Annotated in this window: 17 protein-coding genes; 4 read left to right on the forward strand and 13 right to left on the reverse strand. The window is 61.8% G+C overall.

Going from position 1 to position 21991, the window contains the following annotated elements; all coding sequences use genetic code 11:
- Nucleotides 1–83 precede the first annotated feature (83 nt).
- The gene (locus E4S61_RS16465; RefSeq protein WP_135305059.1) at nt 84–893 is read left to right on the forward strand and encodes an aldo/keto reductase; all 810 of its coding nucleotides are present in this window, start codon (nt 84–86) and stop codon (nt 891–893) included.
- A 101-nt stretch (nt 894–994) separates the two neighbouring features.
- Here E4S61_RS16465 and E4S61_RS16470 read toward each other — a convergent pair whose 3' ends face one another.
- The 5 genes from E4S61_RS16470 to ppsA all read right to left on the reverse strand — a co-directional run bounded on the left by E4S61_RS16470 (nt 995) and on the right by ppsA (nt 9843).
- Nucleotides 995–2092: a Gfo/Idh/MocA family protein gene (locus E4S61_RS16470; protein WP_135305060.1), complete on the reverse strand. Its 1098-nt coding sequence runs from the start codon at nt 2090–2092 to the stop codon at nt 995–997.
- A 190-nt stretch (nt 2093–2282) separates the two neighbouring features.
- Nucleotides 2283–3632 (reverse strand): DUF362 domain-containing protein, encoded by a 1350-nt coding sequence (locus E4S61_RS16475; protein WP_135305061.1) that lies wholly within the window; start codon nt 3630–3632, stop codon nt 2283–2285.
- A gap of 103 nt (nt 3633–3735) precedes the next feature.
- A complete protein-coding gene (locus E4S61_RS16480) occupies nt 3736–5070 on the reverse strand; it encodes a glycerate kinase type-2 family protein (protein ID WP_135305062.1) in 1335 nt (444 codons plus the stop codon).
- Between the two features lie 69 nt (nt 5071–5139).
- Entirely contained in the window at nt 5140–6207 is a 1068-nt protein-coding gene (locus E4S61_RS16485) for a glycoside hydrolase family 88 protein (protein WP_135305063.1), read from the reverse strand.
- A gap of 1341 nt (nt 6208–7548) precedes the next feature.
- Nucleotides 7549–9843, reverse strand: coding sequence for a pyruvate, water dikinase (gene ppsA / locus E4S61_RS16490; protein WP_135305064.1), 2295 nt, complete (start codon nt 9841–9843; stop codon nt 7549–7551).
- Nucleotides 9844–10394: 551 nt separating this feature from the next.
- On the opposite strand from ppsA, the gene E4S61_RS16495 reads away from it, so the two are divergent.
- Nucleotides 10395–11216, forward strand: coding sequence for a sugar phosphate isomerase/epimerase family protein (locus tag E4S61_RS16495; protein WP_135305065.1), 822 nt, complete (start codon nt 10395–10397; stop codon nt 11214–11216).
- A 92-nt stretch (nt 11217–11308) separates the two neighbouring features.
- Here E4S61_RS16495 and E4S61_RS16500 read toward each other — a convergent pair whose 3' ends face one another.
- Complete coding sequence (locus tag E4S61_RS16500; protein WP_135305066.1) at nt 11309–11494, reverse strand: hypothetical protein; 186 nt, start codon at nt 11492–11494, stop codon at nt 11309–11311.
- 59 nt (nt 11495–11553) lie between these two features.
- Here E4S61_RS16500 and E4S61_RS16505 point away from each other — a divergent pair, with 59 nt between their 5' ends.
- Nucleotides 11554–12636: a Gfo/Idh/MocA family protein gene (locus E4S61_RS16505; RefSeq protein ID WP_135305067.1), complete on the forward strand. Its 1083-nt coding sequence runs from the start codon at nt 11554–11556 to the stop codon at nt 12634–12636.
- Between the two features lie 78 nt (nt 12637–12714).
- On the opposite strand, the gene E4S61_RS16510 is transcribed toward E4S61_RS16505, so the two are convergent.
- The 6 genes from E4S61_RS16510 to E4S61_RS16535 all read right to left on the reverse strand — a co-directional run bounded on the left by E4S61_RS16510 (nt 12715) and on the right by E4S61_RS16535 (nt 19703).
- Entirely contained in the window at nt 12715–13950 is a 1236-nt protein-coding gene (locus E4S61_RS16510) for a mandelate racemase/muconate lactonizing enzyme family protein (protein ID WP_135305068.1), read from the reverse strand.
- A gap of 262 nt (nt 13951–14212) precedes the next feature.
- A complete protein-coding gene (locus E4S61_RS16515) occupies nt 14213–15013 on the reverse strand; it encodes a sugar phosphate isomerase/epimerase family protein (protein WP_135305069.1) in 801 nt (266 codons plus the stop codon).
- Between the two features lie 90 nt (nt 15014–15103).
- On the reverse strand, nt 15104–16255 hold the full coding sequence (locus E4S61_RS16520; protein WP_135305070.1) for an ABC transporter ATP-binding protein: 1152 nt from the start codon (nt 16253–16255) through the stop codon (nt 15104–15106).
- An 82-nt stretch (nt 16256–16337) separates the two neighbouring features.
- Nucleotides 16338–17255 (reverse strand): carbohydrate ABC transporter permease, encoded by a 918-nt coding sequence (locus tag E4S61_RS16525; protein ID WP_135305071.1) that lies wholly within the window; start codon nt 17253–17255, stop codon nt 16338–16340.
- On the reverse strand, nt 17252–18196 hold the full coding sequence (locus E4S61_RS16530; RefSeq protein ID WP_135305072.1) for a carbohydrate ABC transporter permease: 945 nt from the start codon (nt 18194–18196) through the stop codon (nt 17252–17254). The genes E4S61_RS16525 and E4S61_RS16530 overlap by 4 nt, the downstream gene beginning before the upstream one ends.
- Before the next feature lie 94 nt (nt 18197–18290).
- Complete coding sequence (locus E4S61_RS16535; RefSeq protein WP_135305073.1) at nt 18291–19703, reverse strand: extracellular solute-binding protein; 1413 nt, start codon at nt 19701–19703, stop codon at nt 18291–18293.
- A 278-nt stretch (nt 19704–19981) separates the two neighbouring features.
- Here E4S61_RS16535 and E4S61_RS16540 point away from each other — a divergent pair, with 278 nt between their 5' ends.
- Nucleotides 19982–20773 (forward strand): HpcH/HpaI aldolase family protein, encoded by a 792-nt coding sequence (locus E4S61_RS16540; protein ID WP_135305074.1) that lies wholly within the window; start codon nt 19982–19984, stop codon nt 20771–20773.
- A 73-nt stretch (nt 20774–20846) separates the two neighbouring features.
- On the opposite strand, the gene E4S61_RS16545 is transcribed toward E4S61_RS16540, so the two are convergent.
- Nucleotides 20847–21899, reverse strand: coding sequence for an alcohol dehydrogenase catalytic domain-containing protein (locus E4S61_RS16545; protein WP_135305075.1), 1053 nt, complete (start codon nt 21897–21899; stop codon nt 20847–20849).
- Nucleotides 21900–21991 lie beyond the last annotated feature (92 nt).

Here is a 21991-nt window from a genome sequence, read left to right on the forward strand (position 1 = left end):
TCGCGCGTCGATTAGCCGAGGAACCGCGGCAGATTTGGCGACCATCCGAAGGAAATATGGTGGTCGCCGGCGAGTCGTGTACCATGAGCGACTTACCAGCCATAGGCCTCGGTACGTGGCAGAACACCGATCCAGAGACGTGCGCACAGAGCGTACAGACGGCGCTCGAATCGGGGTACCGACACATCGACACGGCACAGTACTACGGTAACGAGGAAGCGGTCGGCGAGGGAATCGCCCGCGCCGACGTCCCCCGCGACGAGGTCTTCGTCGGCTCGAAGGTCCACGCCGAGAAGTTCGGCCTCGCACACGACGAGGTCATCGAGGGGCTAGAGGTCACGCTCGACCGCCTGAACCTCGACTACCTCGACCTGCTGTACGTCCACTGGCCGGTCGGCAACTACGACGCCGCCGAGACGATGCCGGCCTTCGACGAACTCGTCGATCGGGACCTCATCGACCACGTCGGCGTCTGTAACTTCGGCGTCGACCTGCTCGACGAGGCGATGGACCACCTCGAATCGCCGCTGTTCGCTCACCAGGCTGAGACCCATCCGTTGTTACAGCAGGACGAACTCGTCGGCCACGCACAGGACAACGGTTACCACCACATCGCGTACTCCCCGCTGGCCCGCGGCAACGTCTTCGATATCTCCGAGATTACGGAAATCGCCGAGAAACACGACGTCAGCGCGTCGCAGGTCAGCCTCGCGTGGCTCCTCGCGCGCGAGAACGTCAGCGCCGTGCCGAAAGCGACGAGCGAGGAGCACATCAGGGACAACTTCGCCGCGACAGACCTCGAACTCGACGCGGAGGACATCGAGACGATACGGGACATCGAGCGAACCGAGCGATACGTCAGCCGCGACGGCGCGCCGTGGCTCGAAGCCTGACCGGCGACTAGCAGACACTAATTTTCACGCGAGAAGTCGGGTCGACGTGCTCTCAGTGGCGTGAAGTCCAGTACAAAACAGTACGGCTGTAGACGGAGTGACTACCAGGACGTGATCGGAATCTCACGCAGCGGTTTCGCCAACGGGATGTCCACCGTCGAGCCGGTGTAATGGGAGAGGTAGAAGCCGACGATGATTTCGAGCGATCGGGCGGCTTCGACGCCGGGCGAGTAGTTCTCGCCGTCGCCGTTCAGGAGGTCCTGGATGTGGGTTGCCGCGTTCGCGAACGAGCGCTTGTAGTCGTCTTCCCACGTCCACGCGCCGTCGATTCCGGGTAGCGACTGCTCGACGTGTTCGCCGTCTTCGAGCGACCAGTAGCGCCACTCGCCGTCGTCGTTGTTCAGATAGAGTTTGCCCTCGGTGCCGATGAAGTTCAGCGTCATCGAGGAGATGTCCCGGGGAATCGTACAGTCGACGGTGACGAACGAGCCGTCGTCCATGACGACGTGACCGCCGCCCCCGGCGTCGACGACGTCCTGCGTCGCATCCAGCGAATCGACGGCCTCGTTCTCGCCCGTGATGTAGCCGCTGACCTGCTCCGCTCGGGCGTCTAAGAGATAGACGAGCGTATCGAGGACGTGCGTGGAGTTACGCATCAGCTCCATCCGGTACTGCGTACTCACCGACGTGACTTCACCGAGGAGGTTCTGCTCGTGGATGAGGTCGTGGAGTCGCTGGAGTTTGTCGGTGAATCGAAACGAGTGATTGATGACGAGTTCGGTGTCCGTCTCTGAACAGACTTCAACCATCTCCTCGGCGGCGCTGACCTGCGAGGCGATGGGCTTCTCACACCAGATGACTGACGGGTCGGCCGCCGACTGGGCGGCGTCGATCGCGTGTTCGTGGTGGAGAAACGACGGCGTGCAGACCGAGACCACGTCGAGGTCCTCGGCTTCGAGCATCGCCTCGTGACCGACGTACTGGCGCTCCGACGGGATATCCCACGCGCTACCGAACGTCGAGAGCTTCTCCTCGTCGACGTCGGCGACCGCGACGAGTTCGATCTCGTCGGTGCTCGCGTACCCGCCGGCGTGGCTCGCGTCGATCTTCTCCGTGCCGATGGCCTCCTCGTCGTGCATCCCGAGGATACCCATCCCTGCGATACCGCCCGTGCCGATTACGCCTGCTCTATATGTCATATGTGTGTTGGACCCGCGGCTGGTCGCAGACGCGACTCGCTCGCTATCCGCGGTGCTGACGAGACGGTCCGCTACCAGTAGCGGTCGATATCCGTGGGTAGTCATTCAGTATCGTGCTATATAAAGCTTGGAGTGTACGGCGGCGTTCGACGATGAGAACTCGGCGGAAAACCGGACCAGAAGCGAGGTGCTACTCCCGGAGCGACGGCGCGGCGAACTGCCCGTCGTCGAACTCGACTGGGGTCGGTTCCTCGACGACGCGGAGGTCCTCACGGTCACGTGCGGCCTCGATTAGCCCGGGCGAGGCATAGAGGCGGTGGAGATGCATCGTGTCGGCCGCACGGAGGACCCTGACGGTGTCAGTGTCGACGACGCCGATTGTCGACAGCGCGGCGACAAGACCGGCGCGGTCAGTCTCGACCACCGGCGGGAGCTTCACGCCACGAATCGTACTGGCCGTGAGCGCGTTGATGAGCGTCGTCGTCGCGTCGAGTTCCGCGATGATGTCCTCGTGAATCACGTCAGCCGAGCCGACGCCCATCGCGTTGCCGTGGGTTTTCTCGGTCAATCCGCGCGTGTAGATGCGCTTGATGTCCGGTTTCTCGGGCGCGGGTTCGTTGATGGAGAACGGGCGGCGACCGATGACGTTTGTGTCGATTCCCTGTCCGCTGATCTCCTTGCCCTGCCGGTCGAACACGACGAGGTCGAGTTCCTCGAACGGGAGTTTCGGCATCAGGTCGTAGGCCGTCTCCAGCAGTTCGGCTTCGCGGTCGAGAAACCCGCTCGGCGGGACGCCCTCGACGAGCGTCGTCTCGTCGTGTTGGTCCTCGACGATGGCGACCCCGCCGACGATGGGAAGTTCGTCGAGCAGCTGGTCGGTGATTTCGGGTATCATCCGCCTGAACGACCAGTCTACGGCCCACTTGTGCGCAATCTGTGCCCCGCGTTGCTTGCCCATCCCGATGACGAGCATCTTCGAGAGCCCGCTCTCGACGGTGCCGTCGAAATCGGTGTGTGGCTTCACTCGATTTATCGGGACGATGGCGTCCGCCGCGACGGCGTTAGCGTCGGCGACGACGGGAACGTCGCGGTCCGGCGTCCGCCCGACCTCGACGACGTCCATGCTAGAGCGAATCTCACAGCCGATCGCGGACTCGGTCACGCCGAGTTCGTTCAGCATCTCCCGCTGACCCTCGCCGGTGGCCCCCCCGTGGCTCCCCATCGCTGGGAAGACGAACGGCTCGTAGCCAGCGTCAGTGAGCGCGTCGACGACGCCCGTGACGATCGTCGAGAGGTTCGCGATCCCACGGCTGCCGACGCCTAGTGCGACTTCCCCGCCGTTGGGGACATCGGCGAACGACAGCGACTCGACCGCTCGGGTCGCGTGGGCCGCAACGTCGTCCAGTGCTATTGGGTCGGTCTCCCATAGCTGTTCGATGATCCCCAGTTCGGGCAACGGCGGGTCGTCGCAGGCGTTGACGATGGTCTCCTCGGGAACGGAGAGCGCGTTCGCTGCTATCGCTTGGTCGTTTGCATCCATACTCATCGTATCAGTCTGTCCGCTCATAAGCGTGCCCCTCGCTCGTGCGGCGGCTCGCGTTCTTCCGTCGACCGGACGATGCAAATTCCCACCATCGAGACCGTCACTCGTCTGCGTCGGAAACCACTAGCACGACCACGTCGTTGACGTTCGTCCCGGTCGGTCCGGTTTCGATGGTCGACCCGATCGCCGAGAGAAACGATCCCGCGTCGTTCGCGAGGAGGGCCTCACGCGCTCGTTCGCGGTCACTGACCGCTGCTACGTCGGCGATGGCACCGGCCACGTCTGAGCTTCCGTCTTCGCCGTCCGTGTCGACGGCGGCGACGACTGCGCGACCGTCGTGTTCGAGCGCGCCGGAGAGGACGAGTTCCTGATTGGGACCGCCCTGTCCGCCGTCCCCGGTGACCGTGACGGTCGTCTCGCCGCCGGTGAGGAGGACGGCCGGCGGGTCGACCGGCGACCCCGTCGCCGCGGCCTCCTCGGCGATGGCGACGAGCGGTTTCGCCACTTCTCGTGCTTCCCCTCGCAGGCGCGAGGTCAAGACGAGCGGCTCGTAGCCGCTATCTTGTGCCACTGTCGCGGCAGCGTCGAGGGCCGTCGCGTTGTCGCCGACGAGATGGTTCGTGACACGGTCGAAGACCGGGTCGTCGGAGAACGGTGTCTCCGCTATCTCCCCGGCGACGCCGGCTTCGAGGTGTTCGCGAACGGCCGCTGGCGGGTCGATGTCGTGGCGGCCGAACACCGCGAGGGCGTCTTCGTAGGTCGTCTCGTCGGGGACCGACGGGCCACTTCCGATGGTCGAAAGGTCGTTTCCGACTACGTCGCTCATCAGTAGTCCGACGACGGTCGCGGGGGCCGCTCTCCGTGCAATCTGCCCGCCTTTCACCGCCGAGAGGTGCTTGCGGATTGTGTTGATCTCGTCGATGGGGACACCACCGTCGAGCAAGCAGTCGGTTGTCGCTCGCAGGTCGTCGAGCGTTAGTTCCCCGGCCGGTGCGGACAGGAGCGCGCTCGCGCCGCCGGTCAACACGAACAGGACGAGCGTCTCCTCGTCGGCTTCGTCGACGATATCGAGAATCGCGGCCGTCGCTTCGATGTTCCGTTCTGACGGTAATGGGTGGTCGCCGACCGCGCTCTGGACGGTCGCGGTGTCCGCAGGCTGCTTGACGACGATTTGCCCGTCCGCCAGGAACTCACCGAGTAGGGATTCGAGCGCACGCGTCACGCCGCCAGTGGCTTTCCCACCGCCGACGAGGACGACATCGGTGTACGCTCCGAGGTCGTACGTCGACGCCCCGATAGTGAGGGTCTCGTCGGTCAGGTCGACAGCCGAGCGCGTGGCCGTCTCCGGCGCGGCGGCGTCGATGGCGGCCTCGATACAGTCTAGTGCGACCTCGTGGCGATGGCTGACCGCGAGAGTGGTTCGGTTGCGAATCATACCTCTAGTTCCGAGTCGTCCGGTAAAAATCTGCCTCAGTGATTCGTTGAATCGCGGCCGCTCGCGCGGTCAGCGAGCGCTGTCCGCCGCCATGAGATACCAGCCTTGGCCGTAGGGCGTCACCGTCAGTGGTGCTTCGGGCCCGCCCGGCGGGCCGGCGACGCGACCGACCGCTCCACCGTCGACGACGCGCGTTACCGCATCGAGCGCGTCGGCCGCCGCTTGGCCGTACTGCGCCTCGTCGAGCAATCCGAGTTCGATGCCACGGTTGAACGCGTAGGCGAACATCAGCGTCCCGGACGATTCCAGCGGGGTGTTCGGATCGTCGACGAGGTTGTGCCAGAAACCGCTGCCGTCTTGGAGTGGGAGTAGCGACTCGCAGTGCCCTCTGAACTGCTCGACGAGCGCGTCGTGCTGGTCGTGGTCTGCGGGCAATCGGTCGAGAATTTCGACGGCCGCTGTGGCGGCCCAGCCGTTTCCTCGCGCCCAGAAGGTTCCCTGCGGATAGTGGTCGGGCTCCTCGACCCAGATATGACGGAACAGCCCGGTTCGCGGGTCGCGGAGGTGTTCGGCGTGGACCTCGTACTGTTCGACGGCCTCGTCGTGTGCCGCTCGTTCGTCCGCCGCCTCGGCGTATCTGCTGAAGAACGGACACATCATGTACACTGAGTCGATCCAGAGCGACTTGATGCCGGCCACTTCCGGGTCGTGGTGGGGGATGCCGCCGGTGGCCGTCCGCTCGACGGACATGAGCCACTCGTACTCGTTTCTCGCCGCGTCAAGATACTGCGTGTCCCCCGTCCGCTCGTAGAAGTCGAGCACGCCGTGGCCGATCGCGGTCGTGTTGTTCGCATTCATGCACTTTTTCACCGTCAGTTCCCAACTGGCCTCGTACTCCCGGCCGTGGCTGAAAACCTCGATGGGATAGCTCGGTCCGTATCCCAGCTGTCCGTCGTCATCCTGCGTCGCGACGGCTCTATCGACGAGTTCCCTGGCGAGTTCTATCGACTCCTCACTTCCCTCAGCCAGTAAGCCATTAATCGCAACGCCGGTGATCCACGACTTACCGTCGAGATCGAGGGTCCGTAGATGTGACGCTGCACGTACTTCTGGGGGTGTAGAATTCTCTGACGCCATCTATCTGGCATCTCTCCTTGTACCGTTAAAAAAGTGCGTGTCTGAGGCGACTCCACGCTTTCGGCAAGTCAGCGCGAGTGGAAACATTGGAGTACCTCTATGACCGATATCACCTCTCCTAACTACTAAATCATAAATATAGAGATAAATATCATTGGGGAAACTGCAAATAATTGGATACTGGGGATATATTACCAAATTATCCCCCTTCTTCTCACCAATTTGGAGATGATGGCACTATAACCGGATTAGATGGATCTATGCCCTAAAATCACCTCTCGAACCGGAACAGTCTCGCGACGACGTTCGCAAGTCACCTCGCTGAAACCGCTCGGCAGGTGAGTGTAACTATAATAGCCATTCAAAGTCACTGCACACCCGATTGCACGACAGCAGCGCAATCGATGTGGAAATCGTTTCAAGTGTTACTATAGCGTCCCAACTGGCCGGTGTTGCATAGCTCACCACGAGATAGAGCCGTTCACGAAGGGAGGCCCATGGGAGTCGCTACTCCCAGTGAGGGCACCGTCGCCCGTCTTTCGTATCGGGCGACGAACGGTCGACGCTACATGCAGGGACCGTGCCTGCACCTTGTTATTCGTTGTCATTCAATAAATGCTTTCTGGTGAGGCGTTCGCAAAAACGGGGATCATCTATCGCGGATCACTGGTCGGTTCGTCTCCGGGTCCTGTCCCAGGCATATCCGGCACCGGTCCGGATACCGGTAGTCGATAGGGTCTAACGGCCAATAGAGTTTTGAGACACTCTCCTCTATCCGTGGATGCACGTGTTCAAACGTGCACTCGGAGATGTCAAGAACACGCGGTCGGTAGTGGGATGCTGTCTGATCCCAATAAGGTTAGATAGCGCAACTCTCTCAGACGAAGGGAGGTGGTCGTGCCACTCCATCGTTGCAGTTCTGGTATTGCGGGAGGAATCAGAGTTCCTCTCGCCTTCCGATGGAGGCGACTGAGAATTCTGACGGATGCTACGTAGACAGAGTGTCGACAGTTTCTATCTCGCCGTACCGCGATAGGCGCTCGTGGACCCCGCCACCGGTCACGTTGCCGGGCGTGATCTGTCCGGTTGTCTCTTGCGTACTTGGACCCATCTCACGAAGTCTAGCTGTATCTTCGATCTAAATAGAATCATATATCCCGATATTTGCTGAAAACTCTTTAATACAATCTCAGATTTGGCATATATGTATATATCTCAACTAAATTGTGGAATTTAGGAGTATGGCTGCTCGATAGGCTATTAAATCCCGGATTCGGACCACAGATATCACCAACAACTATCAGCGTGACCGATAATAGGCCATCGAGGCGACAAAGAGCCTCAGTCTCGAACGGACTCCAAGATGAGTTGCTGTTCGACACGTTTTGCTTCGCGTTGTGCGTCGGAAACCGCATCGACGTTGACGCTTATCGACGTGATGCCCGTCTCGACGAGTTCCCGGATCATCCGCGGTTTCGACGCCGCCTGTCCGTAGATACTCGTCGCCACGTCGTGAGCGCGACAGGTTTTGATGGTCTCACGCAGTAAGCGCATCACTGCCGGATGGAGCTCGTCGTAGCGGTCGGCGACGGTTCCATTGTTGCGATCGACGGCGAGCGTATACTGTGTGAGGTCGTTCGTCCCGAAGGAGACGAAATCGAGTCCCGTCTCGCACAGTTCTTCGATGCAGAGCGCGCTGGCGGGCGTCTCGATCATCACGCCCCAGTCGCGTTTCTCTGGATCGATGCCCGCCTCTCGCATCAGTGATTTCGCCCGCTGAACGTCCTCGGCATCGTTCACGAGCGGGAGCATCAATTCGAGGCTGTCGTAGCCCATCTCGTAGAGTTTCTTGAACGCTTCCAATTGGAGTCTAAAGGTCTCGGGTTCAGCCAGTGATCGGCGGATGCCGCGGTAGCCCAACATCGGGTTGTGCTCGCTGGGTTCGTCTTCACCGCCCTCTAGCTGGCGGAACTCGTCGGTCGGTGCGTCGAGCGTGCGGATGCGCACCGGTCGGGGATAGAACGTCTCGGCGACCGTCCGCATCGAGTCGGTCAGCGTGTTGACGAACGCTTCTTCGCCGTGGTCCTCGACGTACCGCTGTGGCGTCTTGTTCGTCGAGAGCACCATGTGTTCCATGCGAAGCAAGCCGACGCCGTCCGCACCCGTCGCTGCCGCCCGTTCGGCCGCCTCGGGGATGGAGACGTTGACTTTGATATCCGTCGCCGTCATGGGCTTACTGCCCTGTCGCCCCGCTCGCGGCTCCGCCGCCAAATCGCCGGTTCCGTCGTCCTCGTCGGCAGGCGTGCGGTGGCCGTCGGCGACGACGCCTCGGTCGCCATCGATAGAGACGACTTGGTCGTCGGTGAGCGTCTGTGTCGCGGTCTCCGAGCCGATGACCGCGGGCACGCCCAACTCGCGCGAGACGATGGCGGCGTGGCTCGTCATCCCACCCTCGTCGGTGACGAGCGCGCTCGCTCGCTTCATCGCGGGAACCATGTCGGGTGTGGTCATCTCCGTGACGATGATATCGCCCTGATTGACCTTGTCGAGTTGGTCGAGCGTCCCGACGATACGTGCGGAGCCAGTGGCCGTCCCCGGACTCGCACCGAGGCCGTCGACGAGGATGTTCCCGTCGTCCGAGGCCGTGCCACTGTCGCCGCTGTCGCCATTCCGCGTGGCAGCCGCGTTGGCATCTTCATCGATCGTCGTGATGGGCCGAGACTGCAAGAGGAAGACGTCTCCGTCGTCGATAGCCCACTCGACGTCCTGCGGTTGGCCGTAGTGGTCTTCGACGAGTTCGCCCAGCCGGTGGAGGCTATCGAGTTCGTCTTCGTCCAAGACGCGCTCGGTCTGTTTCCCGTCGGGGACAGACTTCTCGACGGTCTCGCCGGTCTCGTTGTCTCTGACGTGCATGGTCTTCTTAGTGGCGACGGTCACCGCCTCGACGGATTCGGTCTTGCGGTCGTAGGTGTAGTTGTCGGGGGAGACTGCGCCGGAGACGACGGCTTCGCCGAGGCCCCATGCGGCTTCGACGGTTATCTCGGGCTCACCGGTTGAGGGGTGGCTGGTGAACATCACGCCCGACTTTTCCGCGTCGACCATGCGCTGGACGACGACGGCGATATCGACGGCTTCGTGGTCGAAGCCCTGCTCGTCGCGGTAGTAGATCGCTCGCTGTGTGAACAGCGACGCCCAGCAGCGTTTGAGCTTCTCGAAGAGGTCCGCACGGGAGACGTTGAGGAACGTCTCCTGTTGCCCGGCGAAGGAAGCGTCGGGTAAGTCTTCGGCGGTGGCCGACGAGCGCACCGCGACGAACGGGTCGTTCCGAAAGTCGTCGTAGGCGTCGAGAATATCGGATTCGACGCTTTCGGGCAGGGCCGTGTCGATGATGAGTTCACGCGCTCGTTGTTCGGCGGCAGCGAGAGCCGCCGAATCCTCGCTATCGACGGCGGTGGCGTCGAACAGCTCCTCGGCGATTCCTGCTTCTTCGATGAACGTGCGGTACGTATCGGCAGTGACGATAAACGCCGAAGGAACGGGCAGTCCCGCATCTCGGAGTTCGCCGAGAGACGCTCCTTTTCCACCGGCGGTATCGACGTTGCTCGTGCTGATGGCGCTCAGCCAGGCTACGGGCATGTACGCAACCGTTTCTCACACCAATATATATAATTCGTGGGTCCAGATGCGAGTCTCGCCAGCCGTTCGTCGCCGCGTTGTCGGTAGTTTGGCCGTTACGTCGATGCTGGCCATCGGGAGTTGAACTGTCGAGCCTGTCGTCGAACGACCGGCCCGCTCTGAAGCGGCCAAAGCCACGAGAGACGACCAGACCGCTATCCGGCAATACCGGAGACCCAACCGCTAGTTGAGCCCCCCTCGCCATCGTGCGTTCGGCTCTTACGAACCACCTCTCGAACGGGCCGTAGAGTGCGCGAGACGGAGAGGAAATCCTGGTTTGCTTCTCGTGCCGTCGAGATTGCGAGTCGTACTGCTACCGATCGTCACAAAGTGCCGATAGGGATAACGTATGTACCTATGTTATCTACATGGTAGCGTTGTTCGGCTCTTGCGAACGTGTGACGTAGACGGGACTGAGACGTGCCGGGATTGTGGACGGCTCGTCGCAGGAATGAACCTGACTTCGGTGGAACGACCGAAACTATTTCACAGTTGCCCGCGCGTGAACTGGTATGGGTCTCGGTTACACGACCATGATGTACGACAGTACAGAGATAGAAGCGGGCATTAGCGATACCGCTGCTTGCCAGTACGACGGCGTCGAAATCGGGCTGGAGAAGGTCCGAGAGGCGGGCCCCGACAGAGTAGCCGACTTAGTCGAGGAGTACGACCTCGAGTGCTACTGTGTGATGAGCGAGTGGCTGGAGACGGAAGCCGCAGTAGAGCGAGTCGTAGACGATCTCGATATGCTCTCGGACCTCGGTGTGAACAACATCGGCCTCCTCCCGCCACAGCGCAATCGACAGGACGACGCGACCGTCGAGGAGTGGTTCACACTGCTCGCCGACGCGGCTACTGACGTTGGCGTGACACCGCTCGTCCACCACCACGGTGCGACACACGTCGAACGGGATGACGAGATACGACAACTCCTTGACGCCGTAGACGGGCTCGAACTCCTGTGGGACACCGCCCACTACTATCCCTATGGCGATAACTTCCCCGAGGGCGACGTCACCGATGGCATCGAGAAGTTCGCCGACGACATCGGCTACGTCCACCTGAAGGACGTGTCACCGCCGACCGGGTTCGACGAGATGCGCGACAGTCTCTCGGCGGGCGATTTCCACCTCGACCACGTCATCAACTACTTCCGCTCATTCACCGACCTCGGGCGCGGCACCATCGACTTCGAGGCGGTCAGCGAGACGCTCGACGACGTGGGTTACGACGGCGACATCACCATCGAGATCGAGAACCAGACGGAGAAGCCGCTCGTCCACGCCAAAGAGAACTACGACTACTGGCGGGACATTCGGCCCAAGGAAGACTGACACTTCCGCTCTCGTCCCGCACGTTCGTAGCTCCCGAACACGTCCGAGATTTCGGATACAGTTTCGATAGCTGTGTCGTCTCCGTCACGGTTTCAGGCCAACGGCATGAGCGTCGCACTGACGACGAGCGTGAACGCGACCAGCGCCAACATCTGTCCGAGGACGGTCCCGACCAGCGAGTCCCCGATATTGTTCTGCCCCATCTTCACGAGGACGAACGAACAGCCGCCCACTCGGAGATACGTGTTTACGACGGCCGCCCTCGTCCATCCCGTCAATTCCGTATGGGGTGCGGACCACCAGAAGCTATAACAGGCATTGCAAGAAAGTTCAGGTGATGCGATTCGGAATCATCGGTTGTGGTCTCGTCGCACAAGTCATGCATATCCCCTACCTCGCGGAACTCCCCGAGGCGGAGTTACACGCCTTCGCCGACCCCGCTGAGGGACGGGCGGAGACACTCGCGGACAGATACAACGTCCCGCACGTCTATGCGGGGCACGAGGATCTCCTCGACGAGGTGGGAGACAACCTCGATGCCGTGGTCATCCTCACGCCATCACACACCCACGCTGACGTCGCCGTCGACACGCTGGATGCTGGCATCCATACGCTCGTCGAGAAGCCGATTGCAACGGCACCTTCGGACGCGGACCGGATGGTCGAAGCGGCCGAGCGAAGCGATGCGACGGCGATGGTCGCCTATATGAAACGGTACGACCCGTCCTACGAGCGTGCACAGGCGGTCGTCGCCAACCTCGGCGAAATCGACCTCGTCACCGCCTACGACGTCGATCCCGACCACTTCCGTATCGTCAAGGAAGTGTACGACCTCGTCGAGGGGATGCCGCCCGAGGAACTCATCGAGGAGAGCGCCGCCAAGCGGCAGCGCGATATGGAAGCGGCCATCGGGACGGACGACGAGATGCTCATCGAGGCCTACGACTTCCAGCTCGAACACGTCTGTCACGACGTAAACGCCCTCCGTGGGCTGTTCGGGGCCGTCGAGCGCATCGACCACGTCAACGTCTTCGCCGACGGCCGTTACGCGACGGCCCACCTCACCTACGAGGACGGCGTCGAGTGCATTCTCGAAACGGGTGACTCCGACCGAAAGTGGTTCGAGGAGTTCGTCCGCGTCGACTCGCCCGACGGGATGGTGAAAGTGGACTTCTCGAACCCTTTCATCAAGAACACGCCCACGGAACTACAGATCAAGCAAGGCACCGAAGACCTGATCGATTCGGTAGAGACGCCGTCTTACGAGGAACCGTTCAAGCGCGAACTGGCGTACTTCGTCGACTGCGTCGACGGGGAGAGCGAGGTCCGAACGACGTTCGCCGAGGCGCGCGAAGACTTACAGGTCATCGTCGACCTGTTCCGAACGTATCACGGCGAGAACCCACGTTCGGCGGACTGAAACCCTCTCTCCACCGACTCTCTAAAGAACGAGCGCCGTCGACAGGCGCAGTTTCACATCGAAAAGGCGAACTCGACGCTACTCCTTGCGGTGTTCCTCGACGATGTCCCAGTCGAGTTCGATTCCCAGTCCCGGAGCGTCGGGGACTTGGATGCGACCGTTTTGGATAAAGTCCTCCTCGCGGGCGAGCAGATCCTCCCACCATGGCACCTCCCGGGCGTGGTACTCCAAGGCGACGAAGTTCGGTACCGTCGCGCCGACGTGGGCCGTCGCAGCGGTGGCGACTGGGCTCCCGATGTTGTGGGGAATAAGCGCTTGATAGTACGCTTCGGCCATCTCGGCGACCTTTTTCGTTTCGGCGATGCCCCCTGTCTTGGGCACGTCCGGCGCGAGGAAATCGACGGCCTGGTCCTCGATGAGGTCTCGGAAGCCGTGGCGACCGTAGCGGTTCTCGCCGGTCAGGAGCGTCGCGTCGACGCGGCGCTTCAGCTCCCGCATCGCGTCGGTGTTCTCCGGCGGCAGCGGGTCCTCTATCCACGCGAGGTCGTACGGTTCGAGCGCCCGACAGAGCCGTTCTGCGGTCTCGGGACTGAAGTTCCAGTGGAGGTCGACGGCCACCTCGGCGTCGTGGCCGATCTCCTCGGTGACGGCTTCGACGACCCGCTTCTTGTGGTCAATTTCGGGCGGGTCGAAGTGTCGCGAGAGCGTATCGACCTCGCGGCCAGAGGGCACGTCGAGATCGAACTTCACGATGTCGAAGCCGTCCTCGACAGCCGCTCTGGCGGCTTTCGCGTACGCTTCGGGTTCGTACGTCGAGTCTTCCTGGCCCTCCTCGGCGGACTCGACCATCGCTTCACCAGCGTGGCAGTCCGCGTAGACGACGACCTCCTCGCGGGTCTTCCCGCCCAGTAGTTGGTACACTGGCTGGTCGAGGAGCTTTCCGGCAGCGTCCCACAGCGCCAGTTCGACGCCGCTGATGGCGATGGTGCCGACGCCTTCCTGCGAGCCACGACCCGAGAGGCTCCCACGCATGAGGTTGTACAACCGCTCGACGTCGGTCGGGTTCTCCCCGACCAGGACGGGCCGGAGGTAGTCAGTGATTATCTCGTGGACGCCCGGCGAGGGGTAGGCCTCACCGATGCCAGTGACGCCCTCGTCCGTCTCGACGGTGACGATGGTCCACGGGAAGTTCCCGTCGATGACCACCGTATTCAGGTCGGTTATCTCTGCTGTGGGGCCGTCCGCCCGGCGGGGCGTCTCGTCGAAGTCGGCCCACATCGTCGCTGCGAGTTTGGAAGCGAAATCCTCGTACATGGTTCGTACCTGTGTTCAGTGGCACCGGGCCCGGTTCCACGTCGGCCGTGGTACGCGCGTCGGTGCACCGCGTTTTCTCGGCAACTCGGCGAGAGACGGGGGACTGACACTTCTCCAGCAGTCGATCCCGTCTGTACCGAATCGCATCGTCCAGCATATCGACGCTCGGTCAGTTATAAGTTCCGATGAGTTGAGTACCCGACGCCCCCGCTGATGCGGGAATCGATGGTCGCGGTCTCGAACGACGCCACCCGGTCGGGAGTCATTCGGTCACGCTTCGATGGTGGTCGATGTTCTGTTTCGCGTGGACGAGCGGGCGTTCTCGACGGTTCTCGATCTCGATGGTCTGGTGACCGTCGTATCCGACATCCGCGAGCGCCTCGTCGATGACTTCGAAGTCGAGTTCGCCCTCGCCGAGGTCCCGGAACGCCCAGATGAAGTTGATGATGCTGTCGAAGTCGACTTTCCCCGCCGTGAGGTTCTCGACGTGTGTCTCGAAACCGGCCGGTGAAGCAATATCCTTGAGGTGGACGTACGCGATGTCGTCTGCGTACCGTTCGATGCCCTTGACGACATCGCCGTAGGGGTGGTAGTGGGCGGTATCGAACAGGAGTTCGACGTTGTCGGGCGTCCGGTCCAACCACTCGCGTATCTCGTCCGGCTGTTCGATGTGCGCGCCGCCGTGGTGGTGAAGAACGACGGTGATATCCGCGTCCTCGGCAGCCGCAGCGATATCGTGGAGCCACGTCTCGAAGTCGTCGTCAGAGACCTGTCCGCGAGGCGGGGGAAGAATCCCGAGGAAGCTCGCCCCGAGGTCGGCGGCGATTTCCGCCCCGTCGATAGCGTCTTCGGCGTCGTCCTCGGTCAGCAACCAGCCGGCCATCACGCAGTAGAGGTCCAGATCGTACTCGTCGAGGCGGTCGTCCACCGTCTCGGGTCCGGCCTCCCGAAGCTTCCCGAGACCGATTTCGAGGCCGTCATATCGACAGGCGGCGACGTCACCGATGCCGGTCTCGATAACTTCACTGGGGTCGTACATGATTGTCGTATATCCGATACCCATGCCTGCTAATAACGACACCCCAAGATATTAATCTTTCTAAATAATATTATTATTTGCAGAAGGTAGAAGGACGGACCTCCGAACGCTGGATTACTGCGACTGCGGTCCCGTTTCGGCCGAGGAGGTAGCGCGCTTCGTGCGTTCGATGGAATCAGTCTCGGCGATACGGTCGCCGGTGGCCGCATCGAACCCGTGGACCAGCGTTTCGTCGAGCCCGAGCCAGACAGTATCGCCGCGCGAGGCGTCCACCGTACTCGGTGCGACGATGGTCAGTTCGATATCGTCGCCGACGTTGACGTCGATAATCTGCTCGTCGCCTTGCGGCTCGGTCACTTCGACTTCCGCCTGGATCGTGTTGTCGGTCGGTTCCGTGTAGACGTTGAAGTACTGCGGGCGGACGCCGAGCGTGAACTCGTCGTAGTCGTGGTATCGTTCGGCGACCGATGACTGGAATTCGACGTCGAAGGCTTCGGGGGCACGCTTCGCACGGATGCGGTCTCCGTCGGTCTCGACTTCGACGAAGTTCATCGACGGGCTGCCAATGAAGCCGGCCACGAAGATGTTAGCCGGTTCGTGGTACACCTCGTCCGGCGAGCCGATCTGCTGGATGTTTCCGTCGTCCATCACGACGAGTTTGTCACCGAGCGACATCGCTTCCTCCTGGTCGTGCGTGACGTACAGCGTCGTGATGTCCATCTCCCGCTGGAGGACCTTGATGCGGCTGCGCATACTGACTTTGAGCTTGGCGTCTAAGTTCGCCAGCGGCTCGTCCATCAGGAAGACGGCCGGTCGTCGGATGATGGCCCGACCCAGCGCGACACGCTGTTGCTGACCACCGCTGAGGTTGGCGATGTCCCGGTCCAACAGCTCTGGAATCTCGAGCATCTCCGCGACTTGGTCGACGCGCTGTTTCTGCTCTTGCTTGTCGACATCCGCGACCTTCAGCGGGTAGCCGATGTTCTCGCGGACGGTCATGTGCGGGTACAGCGCGAAGTTCTGGAACACCATGGCGATGTTCCGGTTCTTCGGGTGGACGTTCGTCACGTCGTGGTCGTCGAGCGTAATCGTCCCGGACGTGGGCTGGGTCAGACCGGCCAGACATCTGAGCGTCGTGGTCTTGCCACACCCGCTCGGTCCGAGGAGAATCGTGAACTCGCCGTCGTCGACGTGTAAGTTCACGTCTTCGATCGCGATCGTATCGCCGTACTGCTTCTTGACTGAGTCGTATTCGACTGTAACCATAGTTAACGTACCTCCGTAACCGCGTCTCTCGCCGCCGGTCGGCCGACCGGGGAAGTGCTTCCTCGCTGGAACGGGAGTCGCGTCATTTGCCGACGGCCCCCATGCTGAACCCGCGGACGAGTTGCTGACGCGCGATGAACGCGAACAGCAACACTGGGACGAGGGCTATCGTCGCCGCGACGCTCATGTTGATCCACTGCACCGAGAACTTCGTGACGAACGACGCGAGACCGACCGGAACGGTCATCGCGTTGCTGTTCAGGGCGAGGATGACGGCGAACAGCAACTCGTTCCACGTGATGATGGTGGTGAAGATCGCCGAGGCGATCAGCCCCGGCTTCACCAGGGGCACGACGATCTTGAAGAACGCGCCCATATGCGTGTGGCCGTCGATCATCGCCGACTCGATGAGGCTGTCGGGCACCTCCTCGAAGAACCCCTTCATCATCCAGACTGCGAAGGGGATGTTGAACATCGTGTAGACGAGGATGAGCCCCGGAAGCGTGTTCACCAGCCCGATACCGCGGAAGATGACGAACAGCGGGATGATCGTTACGATCGGTGGCATGAACCGCGTCGAGAGGATATAGAAGGGCAGGTGGAAATCGAGGTTGTAGGGGTAATCGAAGGTGACGAATGCGTACGCCGCCATCGCGCCGATGGTCGTTGCGATGACCGTCGTCACGATCGTCACGACCGTGCTGTTGATCAGGAACGTCACGAAGTCGGGTCGCTGAGCGAACAGCTGTGCGAAGTTACCGAACTGCGCGTCGAGCGGAATCCACTGTGGCGGGAACGAGAGCAGCGTCTGTCGCGTCTTGAGCGTCGCCGTGACGAGCCAGTAGATGGGGAACAGCGTCCAAACGAGGAAGACGCCGAGCAACGCGTAGACGACGCCTTTCGTGACGCCGTAGTCGGCGAGTCGTTGCTGGAACTGTTCGAGTCCCGATGGCTCTTTGTAGGGCTGTACGTTCGCCGCCCCGTCTTGTTTCGTTGTCATGATCCGAACTCCACGTTGGCGATTTTGACGAAGCTCATTGCCAGTATCAACACCAGCACGAGCAGCGAGACGGCCATCGCCGAGGCTTCACCGAAGTTGTTGAATCGGAACGCGGTCCGATACATCTGCATGCTGATCACGTTCGTCGCACTGGACGGGCCGCCGCGCGTGAGGATGTATATCTTCGCGAACACCCGTAGCGCGTCGACGAGTCGGATGATCAGCACCAAGACGATCAGCGACTTGAGGTAGGGCAGCGTGATGTCGATGAACCGCTGTCTTCGGGAGGCTCCGTCCATAATCGCCGCTTCCCTGATATCGTCGGGCACCGACTGCAGCCCCGCGAACAGTACTAGTACGACCAGCGGCGTCCACTGCCAGATGTCGGTCAGGATGACCGAATACAGCGCCACGCTGGTCTCGCTGATCCACCCGACGTTCGCGCCGCCGGTCAGCGGGGCGGCGATGTAGTCAAGCAGCCCGCTCGGTGCGTACATGAGCCGCCAGATGAGACCGATGACCGTTGGCGAGAGGATCATCGGGATGAGGATGAGCGTCTGCCAGAGGCCGCGTAACTTGATTTTCTTATTCAACAACAGCGCGATGGCGAACCCGAGGACGAACTCGACGCCGACCGCGATGACGACGAACTTTCCGGTGACGGCGAGGGAGTTGAGGAACGCCTCGTTGCTGGCCAGATCGACGTAGTTCTGGATCCCGATGAACGTCGTCCCGGTCGGCAGGAACTGCTGGGTCGACATCTGTAGCGCGCGGACGAGTGGGTAGAACGTCAGCGCGAAGAGGATGAAGACCGCCGGCAGCGTCATCAGCCACTTGAGATGATCGTCCACCCACAGCAGCGCTCGCTCTCGGGTCGACTGGTCGGTCTGGAAGCTGGAGACCTCTGAGGCCGCTACGTCCTGTTCTGTCTCAGTTGCCATCGTTCCTCTGTGGGTGCCCGGACGAGCGAAGTCGTCTCGGCGGGAGCGAAGTCGTGTTCACATCGCGGCTCTGTAAGTTTGCGTCCATGTCGAATCACTCGTAGTAGCCGGCGTTCTCTAACGTCGATTCGATCTGGTTTTTCGCCTTCTGTGTCATCTCGCTGGGCGACATGTCACCCGCCAGCGCGCTGTTGAGTAGTTCTCCGTGGTTGACACCGAACTCGGAGTAAAGCGGCGTCCGGGGCCGCCACTGTGCGTTCTGTAGACTCTCGTACAGGGCGGGGAACCACGGTTGGGCGTCCATGTTGTTCTCGAAGGTGTCGTGCCGGAATGGGACGCCGCCCAGTTCCACGTACTGTTTCTGTGCCTCCGCGGAGATCGCCGACTGGATAACCTCCCCGGCCGCCTTCTTCCGCGAATCGGCGATGTGGCTGTTGATACCCATGATCCAGTTGCCTTGGGTCGGTGCCTGGCGCTTTGCCCCTTCGTGCCCTTTCGGAATCGGGACGAACTCGATGTTGTTTGCCTCTTGGGACTCTTCGGAGTCGAGCAAGAGGGAGGCCGCCGAGGGCCACGCCGGGGCCTGTGCCGCCGAGCCGCTCCCCAGTCCGTTGAGGACTGCGTCGCTGTTGAACGACGTTACGCCGTCGGGGGAGATGGACTTGAGTTCTTTCGCCCAGAACTCCACGGCCTTGGTGCCGGCCTCTGTGCTCCAGTTGTAGCGCCAATCTTTGGTGAACATCTTGCCGCCGATGGCGTTGCCGAGCGAGAAGAAGTTGGCCATCGCGGGGTTTCCGCGCTTCCCGCGGATGATGTAGCCGTTCGCGCCGTCGATCTGGTTCGTGATCTTCTTCCCCGCGCTCAGCACGTCGCCCCAGGTCTCCGGCGCGTCCGCGCCGACCTGATCGTAGTATCCTTTGTTGTACGCGTACAGTTGGGTATTTCCGACGATGACCTGCCCGCGAATCTGCTGTTCCATCCCTTCCGCCGAGGGCACTTTGGGCGCGTCCGGTGTCGGCCAGGTCGCGATCCGCTCAACCTGGTCGATGAGCGCGTCCGAGGGGAGTTCGCCGGGGAGCCACTGGACGAGCGGGTCCACGTTCGGCGCGAACTGCGGGAACCACGGGTCGTCCATGAACATGATGTCGTACGCGTCGCTCTTTGTCGAGAGGATGCTGTTCGTCTTCTCGAAGAGGTTCGCATACGGGAACAGTTGGACGCTGACGTCGATGCCGGTGTCGTCGCTGACGTACTCGTCCATGAGGCGTTTGAACAATCGGCCCGACCCTTCGACTGCGGCCACCGAGAGTTCACTCGCCGTCTGGTTCGTTCCGCTCCCGGTCGATCCGCCGCCATCGCCGCCGTCGCCGCCACCGCCGCCGCAACCGGCGAGTGCAACCGCCGATGCGACGCCGGTGCTGGCGATGAAACTGCGTCGACTCAGTGCCGACTGACCCTCCTCTCTAGCCGAATCACTATCTCTGGTTGACTGGCTCTCAGACGCCATACGCCGACTGTTGTGTTCCTCTGTTATAAAATGTGTGGTTAATTCGAACACATGTCGTCGCTCGTCGGCTCTCGGGGCACTAGTCGCACGCGACTGGTCTCCGTTCGGACGCACTCGTTCGAACCCGGAAGTCGCGCCAAGCCCGGCACTGTACTGACAGCGATCCAGCCCGTATATTTTTATGGCTTCGAATAAATCGTTTGTTGTAGAGAGGCAGTCACTGCCAGACCTGCTCTCACGCGGGTGGAGCGCTGGCGGGACTGGCCCACGCGATAACTATGACACACATCAAGGACGCAATCGAGGGCCGCGACTACCCTTTCGGAACGTGGACCTCCATTGGACACCCGGCGGTCGCAGAAGGACTGGCACAGCTCGACCTCGACTTCCTCCTGGTCGACATGGAACACACGACGATGTCCCTCGAAACCGTCGAGAGCATGGCCCGCGCCGTCGACGCCGCGGAGAGCGATACGAACGCCGTCGTTCGGGTTCCGTGGAACGACCCAGTTCGGCTGAAGCGCGTCATCGACATCGGTATCGCTGGCGTCATGGTCCCGATGATCGACAACGCGGAGGAGGCTCGGGAACTCGTCCGGTCGCTACGCTATCCCCCGGACGGTATCCGCGGTATCGCCGGGAGTCGCGCGACGGGGTACGGTCGCAACTTCGAGGAATACGTCGACAACGCTAACGGATCTATCCTGACTATCGCCCAGATCGAGACGGAAGCGGGCCTGGAAAACGCCGAGGAGATAGCACGCGTCGACGGCATCGACGCGCTGTTTGTCGGCCCGGCCGATCTCTCGGCGGCCCTCGGGCTGTTCGCCGAGTGGGACACCGACGAATTCACCGACGCGGTCGAGTCAGTCATCGAGGCCGGCGACAACGCCGGGACGCCCGTGGGAACGCTGACCGTCGATACCGACGCCATCGAATCGCGAGTCGACGAAGGCTTCGACTTCCTCATCGCCGGCAAAGACATCTCACTGCTGATGAACAGCGTCGAGAGCGCACTGTCAGATTACGAAGACGCGCTCGAAACGGCGGTTCCAGCGTCCTCGGACTGACTTTTCTTCGCTACTCGTTCGTTCGTCGTTCGTGACGCCGTCGGAGCGTATACTCCGTCTGCTCGGCAGTTCACTACTCGAAGGTGACGACCGTCTTCATCGTCTCGTCGTCGTCGGCAAAGGCCGCATCGACCGCCGCCGGGGTGAAGACGCCGGTCACCAGGGTGTCGAGCAGTTCCGGGTCCGTCTCGGCGAGCCATTCGATTGCGGCTTCGAAGTGGCTCGACCGCGAGTTTACGACGCCAAGGAGGGCCTTGTTTTCGACGACGAGGTCCGTATGGAACTCGCCGATGTCGATCGCCGTCTCTGCTGACCCGGGAATCCCCTGTAGCGTCGCGACGCCGTTCGAAGCCAGCGCACGGGGGACTTCCACGGAGTGGTTCGGATAGCCGGTTGCTTCGAAAGCGAAATCTATTGGCTCGTATGTCTCCGGTATCGCTTCGGGTGGCGTCTCTCGTGAATCGACGTACGTCCCGCCGACGGCTTCGACGAAGTCGATGGTTGGGTCCGGTCGGCCCCGCCGACCGAGACAGTACATCCGGTCGAACTCCGGTCGGTCCGCGAGCCGGGCGAGTGCCAACAGCCCCAGATTGCCGTTCCCGAGGACCAGTGCCGTCGAGGGTGACCAGTCGAACGCCGAGCGCGCCGCGAACGCCTGTTCGAGTGACTTCTCGACGAGACTGGCCGGTTCGACGAAGAAGCCGTAATCGGCGACCGATTCGGGGACCGTGACGAGATACTCCGGCTGACTGGTGAAGAACTCAGCCATATACCCGTGCGCCCCGAATATCCCGCGCTCGACGAACGTCCCGGGTTGGGCCATATCGAGTTCCACAGAGTCGCCGGCGTCGCCGGTCGGCCGGCGCACCAGCGGGACGACGAAGTCACCGCATTCGAGGTCCGTCCCGTTCGGGTTTTCGACGACACCGACGGCTTCGTGGCCGAGAACGAGGTGGTCTTCGCCCTCGGGAAACTCGCCGATTTCGCCGTCGACGAGTCGCCTGTCGGAGCCGTCGATACCGACCGAGAGCGTCCGAACGAGTACTTCCCCGTCTGCCGGCTCCGGTCGGGGTTTCTCGACGAGTCGGAGCGCCCTGTCTTCGCGCAGGAGTGCGACTGCTTGCATGGATACGGGCGTAGCGTCTCCACGGCGGCATATAGCTCCTCGGTAGCCGTCGGCTCGGCCGGGGACGGCCTGCTGCTCGGAACACGTAGTCG

This window comes from Haloarcula amylovorans, from assembly GCF_004681185.1.
Taxonomy (GTDB): domain Archaea; phylum Halobacteriota; class Halobacteria; order Halobacteriales; family Haloarculaceae; genus Haloarcula; species Haloarcula amylovorans.